Genomic DNA, 16,793 nt, shown 5'->3' with positions numbered 1-16,793 from the left:
GGGCGCGCGCGCCTCGTCCATCAGCAGGACGGCGGCGGCGCCGTCGCTGATCTGCGAGGTGTTGCCCGCCGTGTGTATCCCCTCGTCGAGCACGGGCTTGAGCGCGGCGAGCTTCTCGGCCGAGGTCTCGCGGAGCCCCTCGTCACGCGCGACGACGGTGCCCTCGGGCGTGGTGACGGGGAGGAGTTCGCGGTCGAAGCGGCGCTCCGCCCAGGCGGTGGCCGCGCGGCGCTGCGAGCGCAGGCCGAACTCGTCGGCCTCGGCGCGGGTGAGGCCGCGGCGGACGGCGATCCGCTCGGCCGAGGTGAACTGGTCGGCCATGTCGAGCTGCCAGTCGGGGGTGCGGGGGCTGCCGGTCCCCGGTGCGAGCGCCTTGCCGAGCGGTACGCGGCTCATCCCCTCGACGCCGCACCCGATGCCGGTGGTGACGGCGCCGGCCGCGATCAGCCCGGCGACGAGGTGGACGGCCTGCTGCGACGAGCCGCAGGCGCAGTCGACGGTGGTGGCGGCCGTCGTGTGCGGCAGCCCCGCGCCGAGCCAGGCGCCGCGCGTCACGTTGTTGGACTGCTCCCCCGCCTGCGTCACGCACCCGCCGACGGCCTGCTGCACCTCGGCCGCGTCGACTCCGGCGCGCTCCACCAACCCTCGCTGGACGGCGCCGAGCAGTTGGCCCGGGTGCACTCCGCTGAGGGCTCCGTCGCGCCTGCCGATCGGCGTGCGGACCGCTTCGACGATCACCGGACGCGGCATCTGTGCTCCTCAGTTTCGCTGAAACCAATTCCAGTTCGTGGCCGGGGAAACTAGCCGCAGCGGACCGGCCCCGCCAAGCCGCCTCCCGCTGACCGGGACGGCGCTCGACGCACCGCCACCGGCTGCCGTTGGGTGGCGCCGAGCCACCAACCCGCCGTCCGCCCGGGCGGATCGGCGCCGGACCCGTCGAGAGGAACCACATGGGAGCCGACACCGCAGCACTGCAGCTGACGGGGCGCACCGCCGTCGTCACCGGAGCCGGCGCGGGGCTCGGGCGCGCCGAGGCGAAGGCGCTCGCGGGCGCCGGCGCCCGTGTCGTCGTCAACGACGTCGGCGAGGGGGCGCACGCATGCGCGGCGGAGATCGCGGAGTCGGGCGGCGAGGCCGTCGCCGTCGTCGGCGATGTCGGCGAATGGGGGCTGGGCGCACGGCTCGTGGACACGGCCGTCCAGCGCTTCGGCCGCCTCGACGTCGTCGTCAACAACGCGGGCGTGCTGCGGGACCGGATGCTCTTCAACCTCACCGAGCAGGACTGGGACGACGTGCTCCGGGTCCACCTCAAGGGCCACGCCGCCGTCTCCCGCGCGGCGGCCGCGCACTGGCGTGCGGCCTCGAAGTCCGCGGGGGCACCCGTCGACGGCTGTGTCGTCAACACGTCGTCCGAGGCGTTCCTCTTCGGCTCGGCCGGGCAGCCCAACTACGCGGCGGCGAAGGCCGGGATCACGGCGCTGACCCTCGCCACCTCGCAGGGCCTCGCGCGCTACGGAGTACGGGCCAACGCCATCTGCCCCCGGGCGCGCACCGCCATGACCGACGCGACCTTCGGGGCCGACCCCTCGGACGGCGAAACCGACATCATGGCGCCCGAGCGTGTCGCCGAGTTCGTCCGCTACCTCGCCTCGCCGGCCGCGGCCGGAATCTCGGGCCAGGTCTTCGTCGTCTACGGCAGGATGGTCGCGCTCCTCGCACCGCCCAGCGTCGAGGAGCAGTTCACCGCGGACGAGGACGCCTTCACCGCCGAGGAGTTCGCGGCGAAGGTCACGCCGCACTTCGCCGGACGCGACCCGGGGCGCACCTTCGCCGCCCACGCGCTCGCGGAGCTCGACACGACGGGGGTCTGACGGCGGCGACTCGGGCCGATCGGGCGGCCCGCCCCCGACCGCTCAGCGCGGCCCCTCCCCGCGCAGGGCCACCTCCGCGCCCCCGTCGACGAAGAGCAACTGGCCTGTCACGTGCGTGTTCTCCGGGCTCGTGAGCCAGGCGAGGGCCGCGGCCACCGCCTCGGGTCCGGCGTACCCGTTGAGCGGCATCGGGATCGCCTCGTCCATGACCGCCTTCATCGCCGGGTCGGCGAAGAGACCGCCCGTCATCGGTGTGCGGACGACCCCGGGGCCGACCGCGTTGAGCGGGATGCCGGCGTCCGCCCAGCCGGGGGCGAGGCAGGTGCGCCTCACCCAGCGGGCGAGCGCGCCCTTCGAGGACGGGTAGATCTCGTGCGGTGCCGCCTCGGCCGCGCGGGCGACGGCGCGCTCCTCGTCGCCGTCGAGGCATGCCGCCACGATCGCCTCGTCGAGCGCGGAGGTGACGGTGATCGAGGCGACGAGCGCGGCCCGCGGGTCCGTGCCGCGTGCGAGGAGCGGCCGGAGCCCGGCCAACAGGGCGGTGGTGCCGAAGTAGTTGACGGCGACGGTGGCGGGCCGCTGGGCCGCGATCCCGGCGCAGGCGACGACGGAGTCGACGCCTGCGCCGGGATGCGCGGCGGCCAGCGACTCCAGCGCATCCCGGCGTCCGGCCCGGGTGCCGAGGTCCGCGCGGACCTCGGCGTCGCGCAGGTCGACGCCGGTCACCTGCTCGCCCCTGGCCCGCAGCAGGTCGGCAGTGGCCCGCCCGATCCCGGAGGCCGAACCGGTCACGATCGTACGGCGTGCCATCGCAGAGCTCCTGACGTGTGCGGGCCGACTCCTCGCGAACGGTAGGCGGTTGGCGCGTCCTCCACGCGGGATCGTCCCGCTGGCCGGGACGCGGTCTCAATCCGCCTGCGGCGCCTGCGTGTTGGAGAGCCCCGCGAGGAGCAACCGGCAGGCGAGGCGGAGATCGGCCTCGGCGTCCGGCATGGAGACGCGGCCGTTGAGCCCCGACTGGAGGACGCCGTACCAGAGTTGCAGGAGCAGCCGGATGAGCGTGACGTCGTGCGCCGTCGGCTGCTCCAGACCGACCGCGTCGAGGAGGAGCTGCCGGAAGCCGCGGTCGATCCGGCCGACGTCCGTGACGGTCGCCGCGTTCGCCGCGTTCGACGAAGTGAGCATCGCCACCGCGAGGTTGGGTCGCCGCAGCAGCGCCCTGCTCGACTCCTGGAGCACCGTGAACGCGGCCTCGTGGGGCGGCACGCCTTCCGGGTGGCCGACGCGCCTGCCCATGCGCTCCACCTGGTCCGCCATGACGCCGACGAAAAGGTGCGTCTTGGAGGGAAAGTAGCGGTAGAGGGTTCCGATGGCGACGCCGGCTCCCTTGGCCACCTCGTGCATCTGCACGCGCTCCAGGCCGAGTTCGGAGCCCAGCCGGGCGGCGACCCGGAGTATCCGCAGGTACCGGGCGCGCTGCTCGGCAGAGCTGGGTTCGGCTGCCGCGCGGCCCGAGGCGACTCTGGGCAACGGAATCCTCACTCCCTCGGTTCGGCTCACCCCGACCATACCCGCCCGTAGCTTCCGCAGGATCAGAGGCGGGAGGCCAAGTCAATCCCCGCGGAGCGCGTCCGCTGAGTGGGACTGCGCTCGCCGCACCGTCGAGCCCTGCGGTTTCGTCGTCGGCGCCCGGGGACGGGCGGCGGACCGGACGAGGAGGCGCGGTGGGAACGACGGTCGAGGGCGGGCGGCAGGGACTGCGCGAGTGCGACGTACTGGTGGTCGGGTCCGGCGCGGGCGCGCTCACCGGCGCGTACACCGCCGCCTCCGCCGGGCTCGACGTGCTGGTGGTCGAGCGTACGCCGCTGCTGGGCGGCACCTCTGCGTACTCGGGCGCCGCGTGCTGGCTCCCCGGGAGCGAGGTGCAGCGCAGGTCGGACGCCGGCGACTCCACCGAGTCGGCGCGCAGCTATCTCGACGCGCTCCTCGGCGACTTCGAGCAGGAGCGCAGGGAGGCGTTCCTCCGCCACGCGCCCGAGGTCGTGGCGACGCTGGAGGCGAACGAGCACGTCGCGTTCGCCTGGCAGGCGTTCCCCGACTACTTCGAGGCCCCCGGCAGCCTCTCCCTCGGCCGCTCGGTGATGCCGGCGGACCTGCCCCTCGCCGAACTCGGCGCCGACGCCGCGCTCGTCCGCCCCGCCGTCGACAGGGACCGCCGGGAGCGCGGGCACACCGAGATCCTCGACGGCGGCAGGGCGCTCATCGGACGCCTGCTCCTCGCGATGCGCAGCACCGGCCGCGCAGAGGTGCGCACCCGCACCGCGATGACCGAACTCACCGCCGACGGGGGCCGGGTGACCGGCGCCGTCGTCACGGCGGAGGACGGCACCCGGGCCACCGTACGGGCACGCCGCGGGGTGCTCCTGGCGGCCGGCGGCTTCGAGCGGAACGCGCGGCGGCGCACCGCCGAAGGCGTCCCCGGCGGTCCGGCGACGTCGATGGCGCCCGCGGGCAGCAACGACGGCGGGCCGATGGACGCGGCCACCGCGCTCGGCGCCGCCACCGGACTCCTCGACGAGGCATGGTGGTGCCCCGTCTCGCCCCAGCCCGACGGTGCGCCCTCGTTCGTCCTCGGTCTCCGCGGCGGCTTCCTGGTCGACGCCGAGGGCCGCCGCTTCGCCAACGAGTCGCTCCCCTACGACCGCATGGGACGCGAACTCGCCGCGGACGCCGCCCGCCGCGACCCCGCCCACCTCGTCTTCGACTCGCGCGAGGGCGGACGGATGCCGCTCATCGCCGTCCCCGACGTCGACCCGGAGGCGAGTCTCGCGGCCGGCACCTGGCACCGCGCCGACACGCTGGAGGAACTCGCCCGCGCCATCGGCGTGCCGGAGGCCCGGCTCCGGGAAACCGCCGAGGAGTTCAACGCGTCGGCGGCAGCGGGCGACGACGCGTCCTTCGGGCGCGGCACGTCGGCGTACGACAGGTTCTTCGCCGACCCGGCCGCGGCCGAGGAGCACCCGAACCCCTGCCTCGTCCCGCTCACCGAGCCGCCCTACTACGCCGCCCCCGTCCGCCTCGGCGACCTCGGCACCAAGGGCGGCCTCCGCACCGACGCCGCGGGCCGCGTGCTGCGCACCGACGGCACCGTGCTCCCCGGGCTCTACGCGGCGGGCAACACGGCCGCCTCGCTCAGCGGACGGTGCTATCCGGGGCCGGGGATACCGCTAGGGACGGCCATGACGTTCGGCTACCTCGCCGCACGAGGGATGGCGTCGGGCGCCTGACCCCGACAGCCGCGCATCCGTGCCGCGTCACACCAGGTTGTCCTCGACGGAGAGGCCGAACGCGCCCTGTCCGTACATCGCGAGGGCGCGCTCCGGGTCGTTGGCGACGTGGACGCTGCCCGCGTGCGCGTCGCGCCAGGCGCGCTCGATCGGGTGGCCGCGGTGCAGGGACATGCCGCCGGCCGTGCGGAAGAGCTCGTCCACGGCGTACGTGGCGCGCTCGGTGGCGCGGACCTGGTCCCGCCGCGTACGCAGGCGCAGTTCGAGCGGGATCTCGCGGCCCGACGCCGCGCACTCCCCCAACTCGCGCAGATTGCGTTCGACTTGGAGGACGCCGGCGTCGATCTCGCTCGCGGCCCTCGCCAACGACACCTGCGCGTACGGGTCCTCGGCGAACCGGTCGCCGCCGAGGCTGAGCCGGGTGCGCTCGCGCATCGTCTCGACGTACCGCTCCCAGCAGCCGGAGACGATGCCGAGGAGCGGGGAGGCGATGGCGTGGGTGAAAACCGCGGCGAACGGCAGGCGGTACAGCGGTCCGGTGTTCACCTGCTGTCCCGGGCCGCGGAGCTGGGCCTGGCGGTAGTTGCTCAGCACACGGTGCGCGGGCACCTCGGCGTCGTCCACGACGAGGTCGTTGCTGGCCGTGCCCCGCAGCCCGACGACGTCCCAGACGTCGACGACACGGAGCTCGGAGCGCGGCACCAGCACGGTGAGGAAGTCGACGGGGTGCCCCTCGGAGCCGACGACGAGGGCGCCGAGCAGCGCCCAACTCGCGTGCGCGCAGCCGGAGGAGAACCGCCAGCGCCCGGAGAGGCGGTAGCCGCCCCCGCCGTCGGGCGTGAGGCGGCCGGTCGGCGCGTACGCGGAGCAGACGAGCGTGTCGGCGTCCTCGCCCCAGACCTCGGCCTGCGCACGGTCCTCGAAGAGGCCCAACTGCCAGGGGTGGACGCCGAGTACGGAGACCACCCAGCCCGTCGAGCCGCAGACGGCGGCGAGTTCGCGGACGAGCCGGAAGAACTCGACCGGGTCGCCCTCCTCTCCTCCGTAACGCCGCGGTTGCAGCGTCCGGAAGACGCCCGCTGCCGCCAGGTCCCGCACCGTTCCGGGGGCGACGGCCCGCCCGTCGTCCGTCTCCTGCGCCCGCTCGCCGATCGCCGGCAGCAGGTCGCGCACCGCCTTCCGCACGCTCTCACCCGTCACCGCGAACCGCCTTCCGCACGCCTGCGCCGGTGCCTGCCTCGGCTGCCCCGCCCGGCCGGGACGCACGCTAGGCGCGTCCGGACGCGGCCCCCGCGCTCCGTCCCGGCCAGCGGGACTCGCCGGTGCCCGCAGCCGTGCGCCGCCCTAGCTTGAGGCCATTCACCGAAGGGAGGGACGACTGTGAGCAGCGCTGTCAGCACCACCCAGTCCCCGGACGAGGTACGCACCATCGACACCGGCGCGGCGCCCACGAGGTTCGCGCGCGGCTGGCACTGCCTGGGCGTGTCCGAGTCGTTCAAGGACGGCGGGCCGCACTCGGTCCAGGCGTTCGGCCAGAAGCTGGTCGTCTTCGCCGACAGCAACGGCGAACTGCACGTACTCGACGCCTACTGCCGGCACATGGGCGGAGACCTCTCGAAGGGCACCGTCAAGGGCGACGCGGTGGCCTGCCCGTTCCACGACTGGCGGTGGGGCGGCAACGGCCGCTGCGCCGGCATCCCGTACGGGCGCCGTGTGCCGCCGCGCGCCCGCACCCGCTCGTGGCCCACGCTCGACCAGGACGGGCTCTTCTTCGTCTGGAACGACCCGGAGGGCAACCCGCCCCTGGCGGAGCAGGCGATCCCGCGGATCGAGGGCGGGCTGAGCGACGAGTGGAGCGACTGGGTCTGGTACTCGGTCGAGGTCGACACCAACTGCCGCGAAGTCGTCGACAACGTGGTGGACATGGCGCACTTCTTCTACGTGCACTACGCGTTCCCGACGAAGTTCCGGAACGTCTTCGAGGGCCACGTCGCGACGCAGTACATGGAGGGCCTCTCGCGCGAGGACGTCGCAAAGCCCGCGCTGGAGGGCGAGCCGACGATGCTCGGGAACACCTCTCTCGCCTCGTACTTCGGCCCCTCGTTCATGATCGACGAACTCGTCTACCGGTTCGACACCGGAGACATCGAGTCGATCCTCATCAACTGCCACTACCCGGTGACGGCGAACAAGTTCGTCCTGATGTACGGGATCATCGTCAAGAAGCCCGCGGGGCTCCCCGACGAGACCGCGCTCCACCAGGCCCGCGGCATGGGCGACTTCATCAAGCTGGGCTTCGAGCAGGACATCGAGATCTGGAAGTCGAAGACCCGGATCGACAACCCGCTCCTCTGCGAGGAGGACGGCCCGGTCTACCAACTCCGGCGCTGGTACGAGCAGTTCTACGTGGACGTCGCCGACGTCCGCACGGAGATGACCGACCGGTTCGAATTCGAGCTCGACACGAGCAGGCCCGTCGAGGCGTGGCGCAGGGAGATGGAGGAGAACCTCGCACGCCGTGCCGGGGCCGGCGCCGAGCAGGCGGGCGCGGCCGCGGGTGCCGCCGGCTGATGGGGCCGCCGAGCGACGGCGGGCGGCAGCCGGCCTGGGAGCGCGAGGAGCGCCGCAACCTGGTGCCGCTCGCCTGCCGGGCCTGCGGGAGCCGCGTGCAGGTGCAGAAGTTCAGCTGGCAGCACACGAGCGTGCAGTGGACCTCCCAAGTCCGCGCCGGCTGCCCCGAGTTGCGTGACGAGGCGCAAGCCGTCGGCGTCTGCGGCGCGCTGCGCGACACCGTCGAGCAGGCCGCACTCGACGGCGTCGTGCCCGTCTTCGACCCCGCGGCGGACCGCACCACCCGGGAGGCACGGTGATAGACGCGGAACGGTACGGATCCTGGGCCGTGGTGGCAGGCGGCTCCGAGGGGGTGGGCGCGGCATTCGCGCGGCAGCTCGCCGAGGCCGGCGTCAACCTCGTGCTCCTCGCACGCCGCGAGGAGCCGCTGCGGGAGGCGGCCGCCGAGGCGGAGAAGCACGGCGTGGAGGTGCGGACGCTCGCCCTCGACCTCCTCGATCCGGCGACCCCGGAGACCGTCGCACGCGAGACGGCAGGGCTCGACGTCGGGCTGCTCGTCTTCAACGCGGGCGCCAACACGCACGGCGGGGAGTTCGTCGAGTCCCGGATGGCGGCGATGCGGCAGGTCCTCGACCTGAACATCACGGCCCAGCTCGCCCTGGCGCACCACTTCGGCGCGCGGCTGAAGGCGCGCGGACGGGGCGGGCTGCTGCTCGTCGGTTCGCTCGCGGGGTTCCTCGGGCACGAGGAGATCAGCATCTACTCCGCGGCGAAGGCGTTCGGCCGGATCTTCGCCGAGGGGCTGTGGCTGGAACTCGCCCCGCACGGCGTCGACGTGCTGGAACTGGTCCTCGGCGTCACGCGGACCCCCGCGATGGAGCGCGCGGGGCTCCACCTCGACCTGCCGGGGCTCAACGTGGCCGAGCCGGAGGACGTCGCCAGGGAGGGCCTGGAGCGGCTGCCGTACGGCCCCGTCCACGTGGCCGGCGGCAACCAGCAGGCGGCCGAGGCGCAGTCGGGCTTCCCCCGGGACCGGATCGTGCGGAAGGCGGCCGAGGCGTCGAGGGATCTGCTGCCCGACCGGTGAGCGGGCCGTGCGGGCCGACGGCGGTGGTGAGCCGGCGAGTTCGGCCGGCCACCGCCGTGCCGTCCGCCGGACGCTACCGTGACGCCCCATGGGTGCTGCGATCCTCACCGTCGTCCTCGCCTTCACCGGCTACGCGGGGACGTACCTCAACAACCTGAGACTCGCCCAGCGTGCGGAGCGCCTGGCGCGTGTCAACCGCCAACTCGCCGAGTTGTACGGCCCGTTGCTCGCCCTCACCGAGGCCAACAGCCGGCTCTACGCCGCCTTCACCGAGCGGCACCCGCGCGCCGACGGCCGCTCGCCGCTCCAGCACGGCCCGGACGCGGAACCGCTCACCGAGCAGGAGGCCGCCGAGTGGCACCGGTGGCTCACCGCCGTCTTCCTCCCCAACCACCGTGCCGTGCGCGAGATCCTCACCACCAAAGCGGACCTGCTCTGCGAGCAGAGCATGCCGCCCGTCCTGCTGGAGGTGTACACGCACGCCGCGTGGGACGAGATCCACGCCGAGGGCCCCGACGGCCGCGTCGAACCGCCGCCCAGCCCCTTCCCCGCCTCGGCGGTGCGCGCGTACGCGCGCGAGCGCTTCGACGCGCTCAAGCGCGAGCAGGCCCGCCTCCTCGGACGGCGCCGGCGACCCTGACCCGCGCCGCCGCACCCGAAGTGCGCACCGGCGCAGCCGCGCCTACGGTGAGACGCACGCCGTCCAGGCGCGCCCGCCCGACGTCGCCGAGCCGGAGGTGAGCCGTGGAGCACGACCAGTGGCCCGTGCCGAGCGAGGGCATCGTCCTCACACACTTCCTCACCGTGCGCGACGTCCCGACCTCGCGGAAGTTCTACACCGAGGTCCTCGGCGGCGAGGTCGTCCTGGAGGAGAACCCCTGCATCGTCGCCGTCGCCAACGGCTGGCTCATCATGAACCCCGGCGGCGGCCCGACCCCCGACAAGCCGGGCGTGACGCTCCGGCCTCCGCAACCCGGCGACCCGGTCTCCTCGTTCCTCAACGTGCGCGTCGCGGACATCGCCGCCTTCTACGAGCACGCGCGCGGCAAGGGAGCCGAGTTCCTCACCGAGCCCCTCGACCGCAAGGCGGAGATCCGCTGCTACCTGCGCGACCCGGACGGCTACCTCGTCGAGGTGGGCCAGGCCACCGGCATGCTCCGGGGCCGCTTCGCCGACAAGCAGCAGTAGAGCCGCAACTCCCCGTCCAGCGGCGGCTGTTCATCCCCGCGCCGCCGCTGCCTTCCCCGCGCGGCGCCCGAAGAAGGTGCCGTCGCCGAGCGAGGTGCCGGAGATGTAGCCCTCGCCGTGCATCCCCGAGGCGGCGCGTCCCGCCGCGTAGAGGCCGGGGATCGGGTGCCCGTCGAGGTCGAGGACCTCGCTCTGCGTGCTGGTGTGGAGGCCGCCGAGGGTGAACCCGGACGCCCCCGTGCCCGCCCCGCTCCCGCCGTCCGCACCGAACCCGACGCGGCTGTCGATCGCCGCGTACGGCGGGCGGAGCGGACGCAGCCACTTCGGGTCCTTGTGGAAGTACGGGTCCTCTCCCCGCTCCGCGTGCGCGTTGTACGCGGCGACCGTGGACTGGAGGCCGCCGTCCGGCATACCCGTCTCGGCCTCCAGCTCGGCGAGGGTGGCGGCGACGAACTGCGGCCTGATACCCCAGCGTTCGCGCTCCTCGAGGGACTCGTACCCCTCCTCGTCGACGATCGTCCAGGCCGGCCCCGGCTGGTCGTAGACGGCCGCGACGCTGACGAGCCCCGGATAGGTGTCTTCGTTGACGAACCGCTGACCGAGCGCGTTGACGAGCATCCCCCGCGCGATGAGCCCGGGCACCACGGAGAGCGCGGTCTCCACGCACGACATGCGGCGCGTCGCCGCGCCCAGTCGCATCGCCATCCGGATGCCGCTGCCGTCGTCGAGCCCGTCGCTCACCTTTCCGTGCGCCCGCAGTTGCGGGGCGTGGTGCTCCAGCATCTCGTCGTTGTCGGCGAACCCGCCCGTCGTGACGACGACGGCCCGCCGTGCCCGGTAGACGAGGTCCTCGCCGTACCGTCGTGCGGTGACGCCGCGGACCCGGCCCTCGGCGTCGGTGAGGAGCCCGGTGGCGCGTGTGTCGTTGTGGGTGACGGCGCCCGCCTCCGTTGCGGCGGCCGAGAGCTTCTCCATGAGCAGCCAGCCGCCGAAGGACGAGGTGCCGGGGCGGTGCCCGCGCGGCGCCGGCTTCGCCAACTCGTTGTACGGCCAACTGTTCTCGCCGAGCCACATCAGTCCGTCCTCGGTGAGCGGCATCCACGTCGGCGCCGACCAGAGCGAGTGGTGGAAGCCGACGCCGCGGTCGACGAGCCACTCGTAGTGCTCCAGGCTCCCGTCGCAGTAGGCGCGGATCTTCGCCTCGTCCGCGTGCGGGCCGAGCGCCGCCGTGAGGAACGCCTCCATCTCGGCCGGACTGTCCTCGAAGCCGCACGCGCGCTGCACCTCCGTGCCGCCGCCGAGGTAGATCTCCCCGCCGGAGAGCGCAGAGGAGCCGCCGGGGCCGCCGGCCCGCTCCAGCACCAGCACCTCGGCACCGGCCGCCGCCGCTTCGTACGCCGCCGCTGCCCCGGCGCAGCCGAAGCCGAGCACGAGGACGTCCGCCTCGTGGTCGGGCTGCGCGGCCCGCTGCTTGCGGTCCATCTCGTCTCCTTGCTCGGTGGGTTGGCGGGGAACGGGAGCGGGCCGGCCCCGGTGGTTCCGGAACCGGCCCGCGGACGTGGTCAGTCGGTCGGCGTGAAGGCGGCGAGCGGCTCGGAGCCCGACCAGTCGTGGCCCCAGTAGCTGTCCGCCGTGATCTCCTCGGCCGTGTACGTCGTCTCGTCGACGAGCATCCCCTCCGTGCCGTACTCGATGTCCCAACCGCCGGGCGCGCGCACGTAGAAGGAGACCATCTTGTCGTTGGTGTGCCGGCCGAGCGTCGAGGAGATCGAGAAGCCGAGCTTCTGCACCCGGTCGAGCGCGATGCCGACCGCGTCGAGCGTGTCGACCTCCACCATGAGGTGGACGAGTCCCGGCACGTCGGTGGGCGGCGCCGGGCAGACGGCGAGGCTGTGGTGGCGCTGGTTGACGCCCATGAACCTGATCCGCGGCACCGGGTCGGCTTCCGGGGACCCCACCTTCATCGCACCGCGCGGCAGGAAGCCGAGGACCTCGGTGTAGAAGGCGACGGTCGCGTCGGCGTGCGCCGTCGGCAGCACGACGTGGCCCAGGCCGAGCCCGTCGGTGACGAAGCGCTGCCCGAAGCCGGTCGCGAGCGGCGAGTGGTCGAGCACGGGCCCGTAAAAGACCTCCACCCGCACGCCCGCCGGGTCCTGGAAGGCGACGCCCGCCTCCACGTCCCGCTGCCGGGCCTCGGCCGGCGTCAGCTCCTTCACCGCGGTGCCCGCGTCCTCCACCTGCCGGCGCACCGCGTCGAGGGCGGCGCCGTCGCGCACCTCCCAGCCGACGGAGAGCACCTTGTCGACGTCGCCCGGGAGCAGCGCGAGGCGCGCCCTGCGCTCGTCGACGCGCAGGTAGAGCGCCTCCTCCTCGGGTCCGGAGCCGGGCGCCATCCCCAGCCCGTCGACGGCGAGTTCGCGCCACCTGTCGTGATGGGCGGTCTGCACCCTGAGGTATCCCAGTCCCCTGATGTGGGTCATCTCTACTCCTCGCTTCAGATCATCATGCGCATCGGGCCGGCCGGCGGGTCGACGCCGAGCTGGCTGAGGGCGGCTCCCTGGAAGACGCCGCCAGGCGTGTGGATCGCGTGCACGAGGCCGTTGTTGGCGTCGCGCCAGAAGCGCTGCATGGGGTTGTCCATGCGCAGCCCGTTGCCGCCGGAGCGGGCGAAGATCTCGTTGAAGGCGCGGACCGCGCGCCAGGCGGCCTGCACCTGCGTGCGGCGGCCCACCGCGCGCTCGGCGAAGGTCGCCTTGCGGCCGGAGGCGGCGAGGTCGTACATGCGGCAGGCGTTGTCGAGGAGCGCCGCCCTGGACGCGGCGATCTCGGCGGCGGCCTCGCTGAGCGCGTACATCGCGTGCGGGTCGTTCTTCACCTCGTCGCCGACGATGCTGACGCGCTTGGACTGGTAGGCGGCGTGCAGCGCGAGCCCGCCCTCGCAGATGCCGATCACCGAGGCGGTGATGCCGAGCGGGAACGCGGCCGAGAACGGCATGTGGTACGTCGGGTTGGTGACGCCCGCCTCGCGTGCGGCCTCTCCCGACTCGACCTTGGAGACCGGCAGCGTCCGGTACTCGGGCACGAACGCGTCCTCGACGACCACGTCCTTGCTGCCGGTCCCGCGGAGCCCCACCACGTCCCAACTGCCGTCGACGATCTCGTAGTCGGAGCGCGGGAGGATCAGGTGGAGCGACTCGCCCGTCGGCTTGCCTTCCGCGTCGCCGAGCAGGCCGCCGAGGAAGATCCAGCGGCAGTGGTCGGTGCCCGAGGAGAACTGCCAGCGGCCGTTGAAGACGTACCCGCCGTCCACCGGCCGCGCCACACCCATCGGCGCGTAGGGCGACGCGACCCAGGTGTCCTGGTCCTCCCCCCATATCTCGTCCCGCACCTTCGGGTCGGCGAAGGCGAGCTCCCACGGGTGGACGCCGACCACGCCGGCGACCCAGCCCGTCGCCCCGTCGAGCGCGGCGATCCGCATCACGGTGTCGGCGAACTCGCGTGGATGCACCTCCAGTCCGCCGTGCGACCTCGGCTGGAGCATCCGGATCGCCTGCGCGCTGCGCAGCGCGCTCGCCGTCTCCTCGGTGAGCTTGCCGGCGCGCTCGTTGAGCGGGCCCTGCTCGCGGAAGGTCTCGGCTGCCGCTTCGATCCTGTCGAGAACGGTATCGGCCATAGTGCGACGTCTCCTCGTCTGCGGCGTCCGCGGGAGCCCGTGCGGCGGCCCGCTCGCCGCTCGTTCACCGGTCCTGTGCGCGTTGCCCGTCGCCCGCCGCCGCTGCTGCGAGTCCGACGGCGATCTCGATGAGCTGGTCCTCCTGGCCGCCGACGAGCCGTCGGCGCCCCGCCTCGACGAGGATGTCGGTGCCGGCGACCCCGTAGCGGCGGGCCTGCCGGTCGGCGTGGGTGAGGAAGGAGGAGTAGACGCCCGCGTAGCCCATCGTGAGCGAGAGCCGGTCCAGTTGGCACTCGCGGTCCATGACGGGGCGTACGACGTCCTCGGCGGCGTCGATGATCTTCGCGGTGTCGATCCCGGTGCGCAGGCCGAGCCGTTCGGCGACGGCGGCGAACGCCTCCACCGGGGTGTTCCCCGCACCGGCGCCGAACCGCCGGGTCGAGCCGTCGATCTGGGTGGCTCCGGCGCGCGCCGCGAGCACCGAGTTGGCGACGCCGAGCCCGAGGTTCTCGTGCCCGTGGAAGCCGACCTGCGCGTCCGTCCCCAACTCGGCGACGAGCGCCGCCACTCGCTCCGAGGTGTCCTCCAGCACCAGCGCGCCCGCCGAGTCGACGACGTAGACGCACTGGCACCCGGCGTCCGCCATGATCCGTGCCTGCTCGGCGAGCGCCTCGGGGGGCGAGCTGTGCGCCATCATCAGGAACCCGACGGTCTCCAGGCCGAGTTCGCGTGCGAGGCCGAAGTGCTGCACGGAGATGTCGGCCTCGGTGCAGTGGGTGGCGATCCGGCAGACGGCGGCGCCGTTCCCCGCGGCCTCCCTGATGTCGTCCTGGACGCCGAGCCCGGGGAGCATCAGGAAGGCGATCCTCGCGTGCCGCGCGGTCTCCACCGCCGTCCGGATGAGCTTCTGTTCGGGGGTGTGGCTGAAGCCGTAGTTGAAGGACGAGCCGCCGAGGCCGTCGCCGTGCGCGACCTCGATCACCGGCACCCCCGCCCCGTCGAGCGCGGCGACGACGGAGCGGACGTGCTCGGCGGTGAACTGGTGCTGCTTGGCGTGCGATCCGTCCCGCAGCGAGGAGTCGGTGACCCGGACGTCCAGGTCGGCGCTGTAGGGCATGGCAGGGGTCTCCCTGGTCGGAGTGGCTGGGTCGGATGTCGGCGGGCTGCGCCGTCAGCCGCCGTTGCGGCGGGCGAAGCCCTCTCCCACCCGGGTCGCGGCGGCCGTCATGATGTCGAGGTTTCCTGAGTAGGGAGGCAGGAAGTCGCCCGCGCCCTCCACCTCGAGGAAGACGGCGACGCGCGCGAGGCCGCCGCTCACCGTCGTCGGGTCGTCGAACTGCGGCTCGGCGCGCAGCCGGTAGCCGGGGACGTACGCGGCGACCTCCGCGACGGTGCGGTGGACCGAGTCGGCGACGGCGGCGCGGTCGGCGTCGGCGGGGATCGCGCAGAAGACGGTGTCCTGCATGAGCATCGGCGGCTCCGCAGGGTTGAGGATGATGATCGCCTTGCCGCGCTCCGCGCCGCCGATCGTCTCGATGCCGCGGCTCGTGGCGTGCGTGAACTCGTCGATGTTGGCGCGCGTCCCGGGGCCCGCCGAGGGCGAGGCGACGCTCGCGACGATCTCCGCGTACGCGACGGGGACCACGCGCGAGACGGCGTGCACGATCGGGATCGTCGCCTGCCCGCCGCACGTGATCAGCGAGACGTTCGGCGTCTCCAGGTGCTCGCCGAGGTTCACCGCGGGCACGACGGCGGGGCCGAGCGCGGCCGGGGTCAAGTCGACGGTCTGGATGCCGAGTTCGGCGTAGCGGGGCGCGTTGGCCCGGTGGACGGCGGCCGAGGTCGCCTCGAAGACGAGGTCGGGGCGGTCCTCCCGGTCCAGGAGCCAGTCGACGCCCTCGGCGCTCGCGTCGAGCCCCTCGCCCGCGGCGCGTTTGAGCCCCGGGCTCTCCGGGTCGACGCCGACCATCCACCTCGGCTCGATCGCGTCGGAGCGCAGGAGCTTGTACATCAGGTCGGTTCCGATGTTCCCGGGGCCGACGATGGCCGCGCTCGCCTGTGCCGGTGCTGCCTTGGTCATTCTCGCCTCACCTGAATCGGACGGAAACGGAGCCGAGCCCGTCGAACTCGGCGCGGACGTCGTCGCCTGGCCGCACGTCCCAGGCGCGGGTGCAGGAGCCGGGGAGCACGAGGTGCCCGGCCTCCAGCCGGACGCCGAAGCCGGCGACCTTCCGGGCGAGCCAGGCGACCGCCGTCGTCGGATCGCCGAGCACCGCGCTGGTGTTGCCGCGCGCCACCTCCTCGCCGCCGCGGTGGAGCACCGCGTCGACGTCGGCGACGTCGAGCGCGGAGAGCGGGGCGCGGGCCTCGCCCAGGACGACGCCGGCGGAGGAGGCGTTGTCGGCGACGGTGTCGGCGAGGCCGATCCGCCAGTCCTCGATCCGGCTGTCGATCAGCTCGATCGCGGGGACGACGTACGCGGTCGCCGCGCGCACGTCGTCCTCGGTGCAGCCCTCGCCCGGCAGCGCGGCTCCGAGGACGAAGCCGACCTCCACCTCGACGCGCGGCTGCAGGTAGCGGGAGGTGTCCACCGGCTCGCCTGCGTCGAGGACCATGTCGCTCAACAGGTGGCCGTAGTCGGGCTCGTCGACGCCCATCATCTGCTGCATCGCGGCCGAGGAGAGCCCGACCTTGTGCCCGCGGACGCGTGCGCCCCGCGCCGTCCGGCGGCGGATGTTGGCGAGTTGGATCTCGTACGCGTCGACGACGTCGATACCGGGGTGGCTCTCGCGCAGCGGCTCGACGGGTGTGCGGTCCCGTTCGGCTCTCGACAGCGCCTCCGCGGCCGCGGTGCGCTGGGCGGGGTCCAGCATGGGGTCTCCGTAGGTCGTGGGTCGCAGGTCGGGGATCGGGCGAGGCCTACTCGTCGTAGGTGACGGTGACTTCGGGGGTGCGCGCGGTGGACTGGCAGCCGAGGACGTAGCCCTCCTCCAGGTCCTCGCGCTCCAGCACCTCGTTGTGCGCCATCTCCACCTCGCCCTCCAGCACGCGGCAGGCGCACGCGCTGCACGCGCCCTCGCGGCAGGAGAACGGGGCGTCGAGGCCGGCGGCGAGGA

At 73.6% G+C, this 16,793-nt stretch carries 18 protein-coding genes; 7 read left to right on the top strand and 11 right to left on the bottom strand.

The window, feature by feature from the left end; all coding sequences use genetic code 11:
- A partial coding sequence (locus UWG_RS0126580) for a thiolase family protein (protein ID WP_016910232.1) occupies positions 1-750 on the bottom strand: 750 nt, incomplete at its 3' end.
- Between the two features lie 200 nt (positions 751-950).
- Between UWG_RS0126580 and UWG_RS0126575 the strand changes: the two genes are divergently transcribed.
- Positions 951-1,871, top strand: a complete 921-nt coding sequence (locus UWG_RS0126575; protein WP_016910231.1) for an SDR family NAD(P)-dependent oxidoreductase — start codon at positions 951-953, stop codon at positions 1,869-1,871.
- Between the two features lie 42 nt (positions 1,872-1,913).
- On the opposite strand, the gene UWG_RS0126570 is transcribed toward UWG_RS0126575, so the two are convergent.
- The gene (locus UWG_RS0126570; RefSeq protein WP_016910230.1) at positions 1,914-2,681 is read right to left on the bottom strand and encodes an SDR family oxidoreductase; all 768 of its coding nucleotides are present in this window, start codon (positions 2,679-2,681) and stop codon (positions 1,914-1,916) included.
- Positions 2,682-2,777: 96 nt separating this feature from the next.
- The gene (locus tag UWG_RS0126565; protein WP_016910229.1) at positions 2,778-3,401 is read right to left on the bottom strand and encodes a TetR/AcrR family transcriptional regulator; all 624 of its coding nucleotides are present in this window, start codon (positions 3,399-3,401) and stop codon (positions 2,778-2,780) included.
- Between the two features lie 194 nt (positions 3,402-3,595).
- Between UWG_RS0126565 and UWG_RS0126560 the strand changes: the two genes are divergently transcribed.
- A complete protein-coding gene (locus tag UWG_RS0126560; protein WP_016910228.1) occupies positions 3,596-5,158 on the top strand; it encodes an FAD-dependent oxidoreductase in 1,563 nt (520 codons plus the stop codon).
- Positions 5,159-5,185: 27 nt separating this feature from the next.
- Here UWG_RS0126560 and hsaA read toward each other — a convergent pair whose 3' ends face one another.
- Positions 5,186-6,358, bottom strand: coding sequence for a 3-hydroxy-9,10-secoandrosta-1,3,5(10)-triene-9,17-dione monooxygenase oxygenase subunit (hsaA, locus tag UWG_RS0126555; protein ID WP_016910227.1), 1,173 nt, complete (start codon positions 6,356-6,358; stop codon positions 5,186-5,188).
- 180 nt (positions 6,359-6,538) lie between these two features.
- Between hsaA and UWG_RS0126550 the strand changes: the two genes are divergently transcribed.
- From UWG_RS0126550 to UWG_RS0126530, 5 genes are all read left to right on the top strand, one after another.
- Positions 6,539-7,729, top strand: a complete 1,191-nt coding sequence (locus UWG_RS0126550) for a 3-ketosteroid-9-alpha-monooxygenase, oxygenase component (protein WP_016910226.1) — start codon at positions 6,539-6,541, stop codon at positions 7,727-7,729.
- Positions 7,729-8,028: a hypothetical protein gene (locus tag UWG_RS0126545; protein WP_016910225.1), complete on the top strand. Its 300-nt coding sequence runs from the start codon at positions 7,729-7,731 to the stop codon at positions 8,026-8,028. The genes UWG_RS0126550 and UWG_RS0126545 overlap by 1 nt, the downstream gene beginning before the upstream one ends.
- Positions 8,025-8,816, top strand: a complete 792-nt coding sequence (locus UWG_RS0126540; protein WP_016910224.1) for an SDR family NAD(P)-dependent oxidoreductase — start codon at positions 8,025-8,027, stop codon at positions 8,814-8,816. Before UWG_RS0126545 ends, UWG_RS0126540 begins: the two co-directional genes overlap by 4 nt.
- Positions 8,817-8,904: 88 nt before the next feature.
- Positions 8,905-9,456 (top strand): hypothetical protein, encoded by a 552-nt coding sequence (locus UWG_RS0126535; RefSeq protein ID WP_016910223.1) that lies wholly within the window; start codon positions 8,905-8,907, stop codon positions 9,454-9,456.
- 104 nt (positions 9,457-9,560) lie between these two features.
- On the top strand, positions 9,561-10,004 hold the full coding sequence (locus UWG_RS0126530) for a VOC family protein (protein WP_016910222.1): 444 nt from the start codon (positions 9,561-9,563) through the stop codon (positions 10,002-10,004).
- A gap of 30 nt (positions 10,005-10,034) precedes the next feature.
- On the opposite strand, the gene UWG_RS0126525 is transcribed toward UWG_RS0126530, so the two are convergent.
- From UWG_RS0126525 to UWG_RS31170, 7 genes are all read right to left on the bottom strand, one after another.
- Positions 10,035-11,486 carry an FAD-dependent oxidoreductase gene (locus UWG_RS0126525; protein ID WP_016910221.1) on the bottom strand — a complete coding sequence of 484 codons (1,452 nt, stop codon included), beginning with the start codon at positions 11,484-11,486 and terminating at the stop codon, positions 10,035-10,037.
- Between the two features lie 80 nt (positions 11,487-11,566).
- Entirely contained in the window at positions 11,567-12,484 is a 918-nt protein-coding gene (locus UWG_RS0126520) for a VOC family protein (RefSeq protein ID WP_016910220.1), read from the bottom strand.
- 14 nt (positions 12,485-12,498) lie between these two features.
- A complete protein-coding gene (locus tag UWG_RS0126515; protein ID WP_016910219.1) occupies positions 12,499-13,677 on the bottom strand; it encodes an acyl-CoA dehydrogenase family protein in 1,179 nt (392 codons plus the stop codon).
- Positions 13,678-13,741: 64 nt separating this feature from the next.
- The gene (gene dmpG / locus UWG_RS0126510) at positions 13,742-14,794 is read right to left on the bottom strand and encodes a 4-hydroxy-2-oxovalerate aldolase (RefSeq protein ID WP_016910218.1); all 1,053 of its coding nucleotides are present in this window, start codon (positions 14,792-14,794) and stop codon (positions 13,742-13,744) included.
- 54 nt (positions 14,795-14,848) lie between these two features.
- Positions 14,849-15,757: an acetaldehyde dehydrogenase (acetylating) gene (locus tag UWG_RS0126505; RefSeq protein WP_016910217.1), complete on the bottom strand. Its 909-nt coding sequence runs from the start codon at positions 15,755-15,757 to the stop codon at positions 14,849-14,851.
- 7 nt (positions 15,758-15,764) lie between these two features.
- Complete coding sequence (locus UWG_RS0126500; RefSeq protein ID WP_016910216.1) at positions 15,765-16,550, bottom strand: 2-keto-4-pentenoate hydratase; 786 nt, start codon at positions 16,548-16,550, stop codon at positions 15,765-15,767.
- A gap of 46 nt (positions 16,551-16,596) precedes the next feature.
- A partial coding sequence (locus UWG_RS31170) for a 2Fe-2S iron-sulfur cluster-binding protein (protein WP_033196395.1) occupies positions 16,597-16,793 on the bottom strand: 197 nt, incomplete at its 5' end.

The organism is Streptomyces xiaopingdaonensis (genome assembly GCF_000262345.1).
Taxonomy (GTDB): domain Bacteria; phylum Actinomycetota; class Actinomycetes; order Streptomycetales; family Streptomycetaceae; genus Streptomyces; species Streptomyces xiaopingdaonensis.
This window is presented reverse-complemented; position numbering and strand designations above follow the sequence as displayed.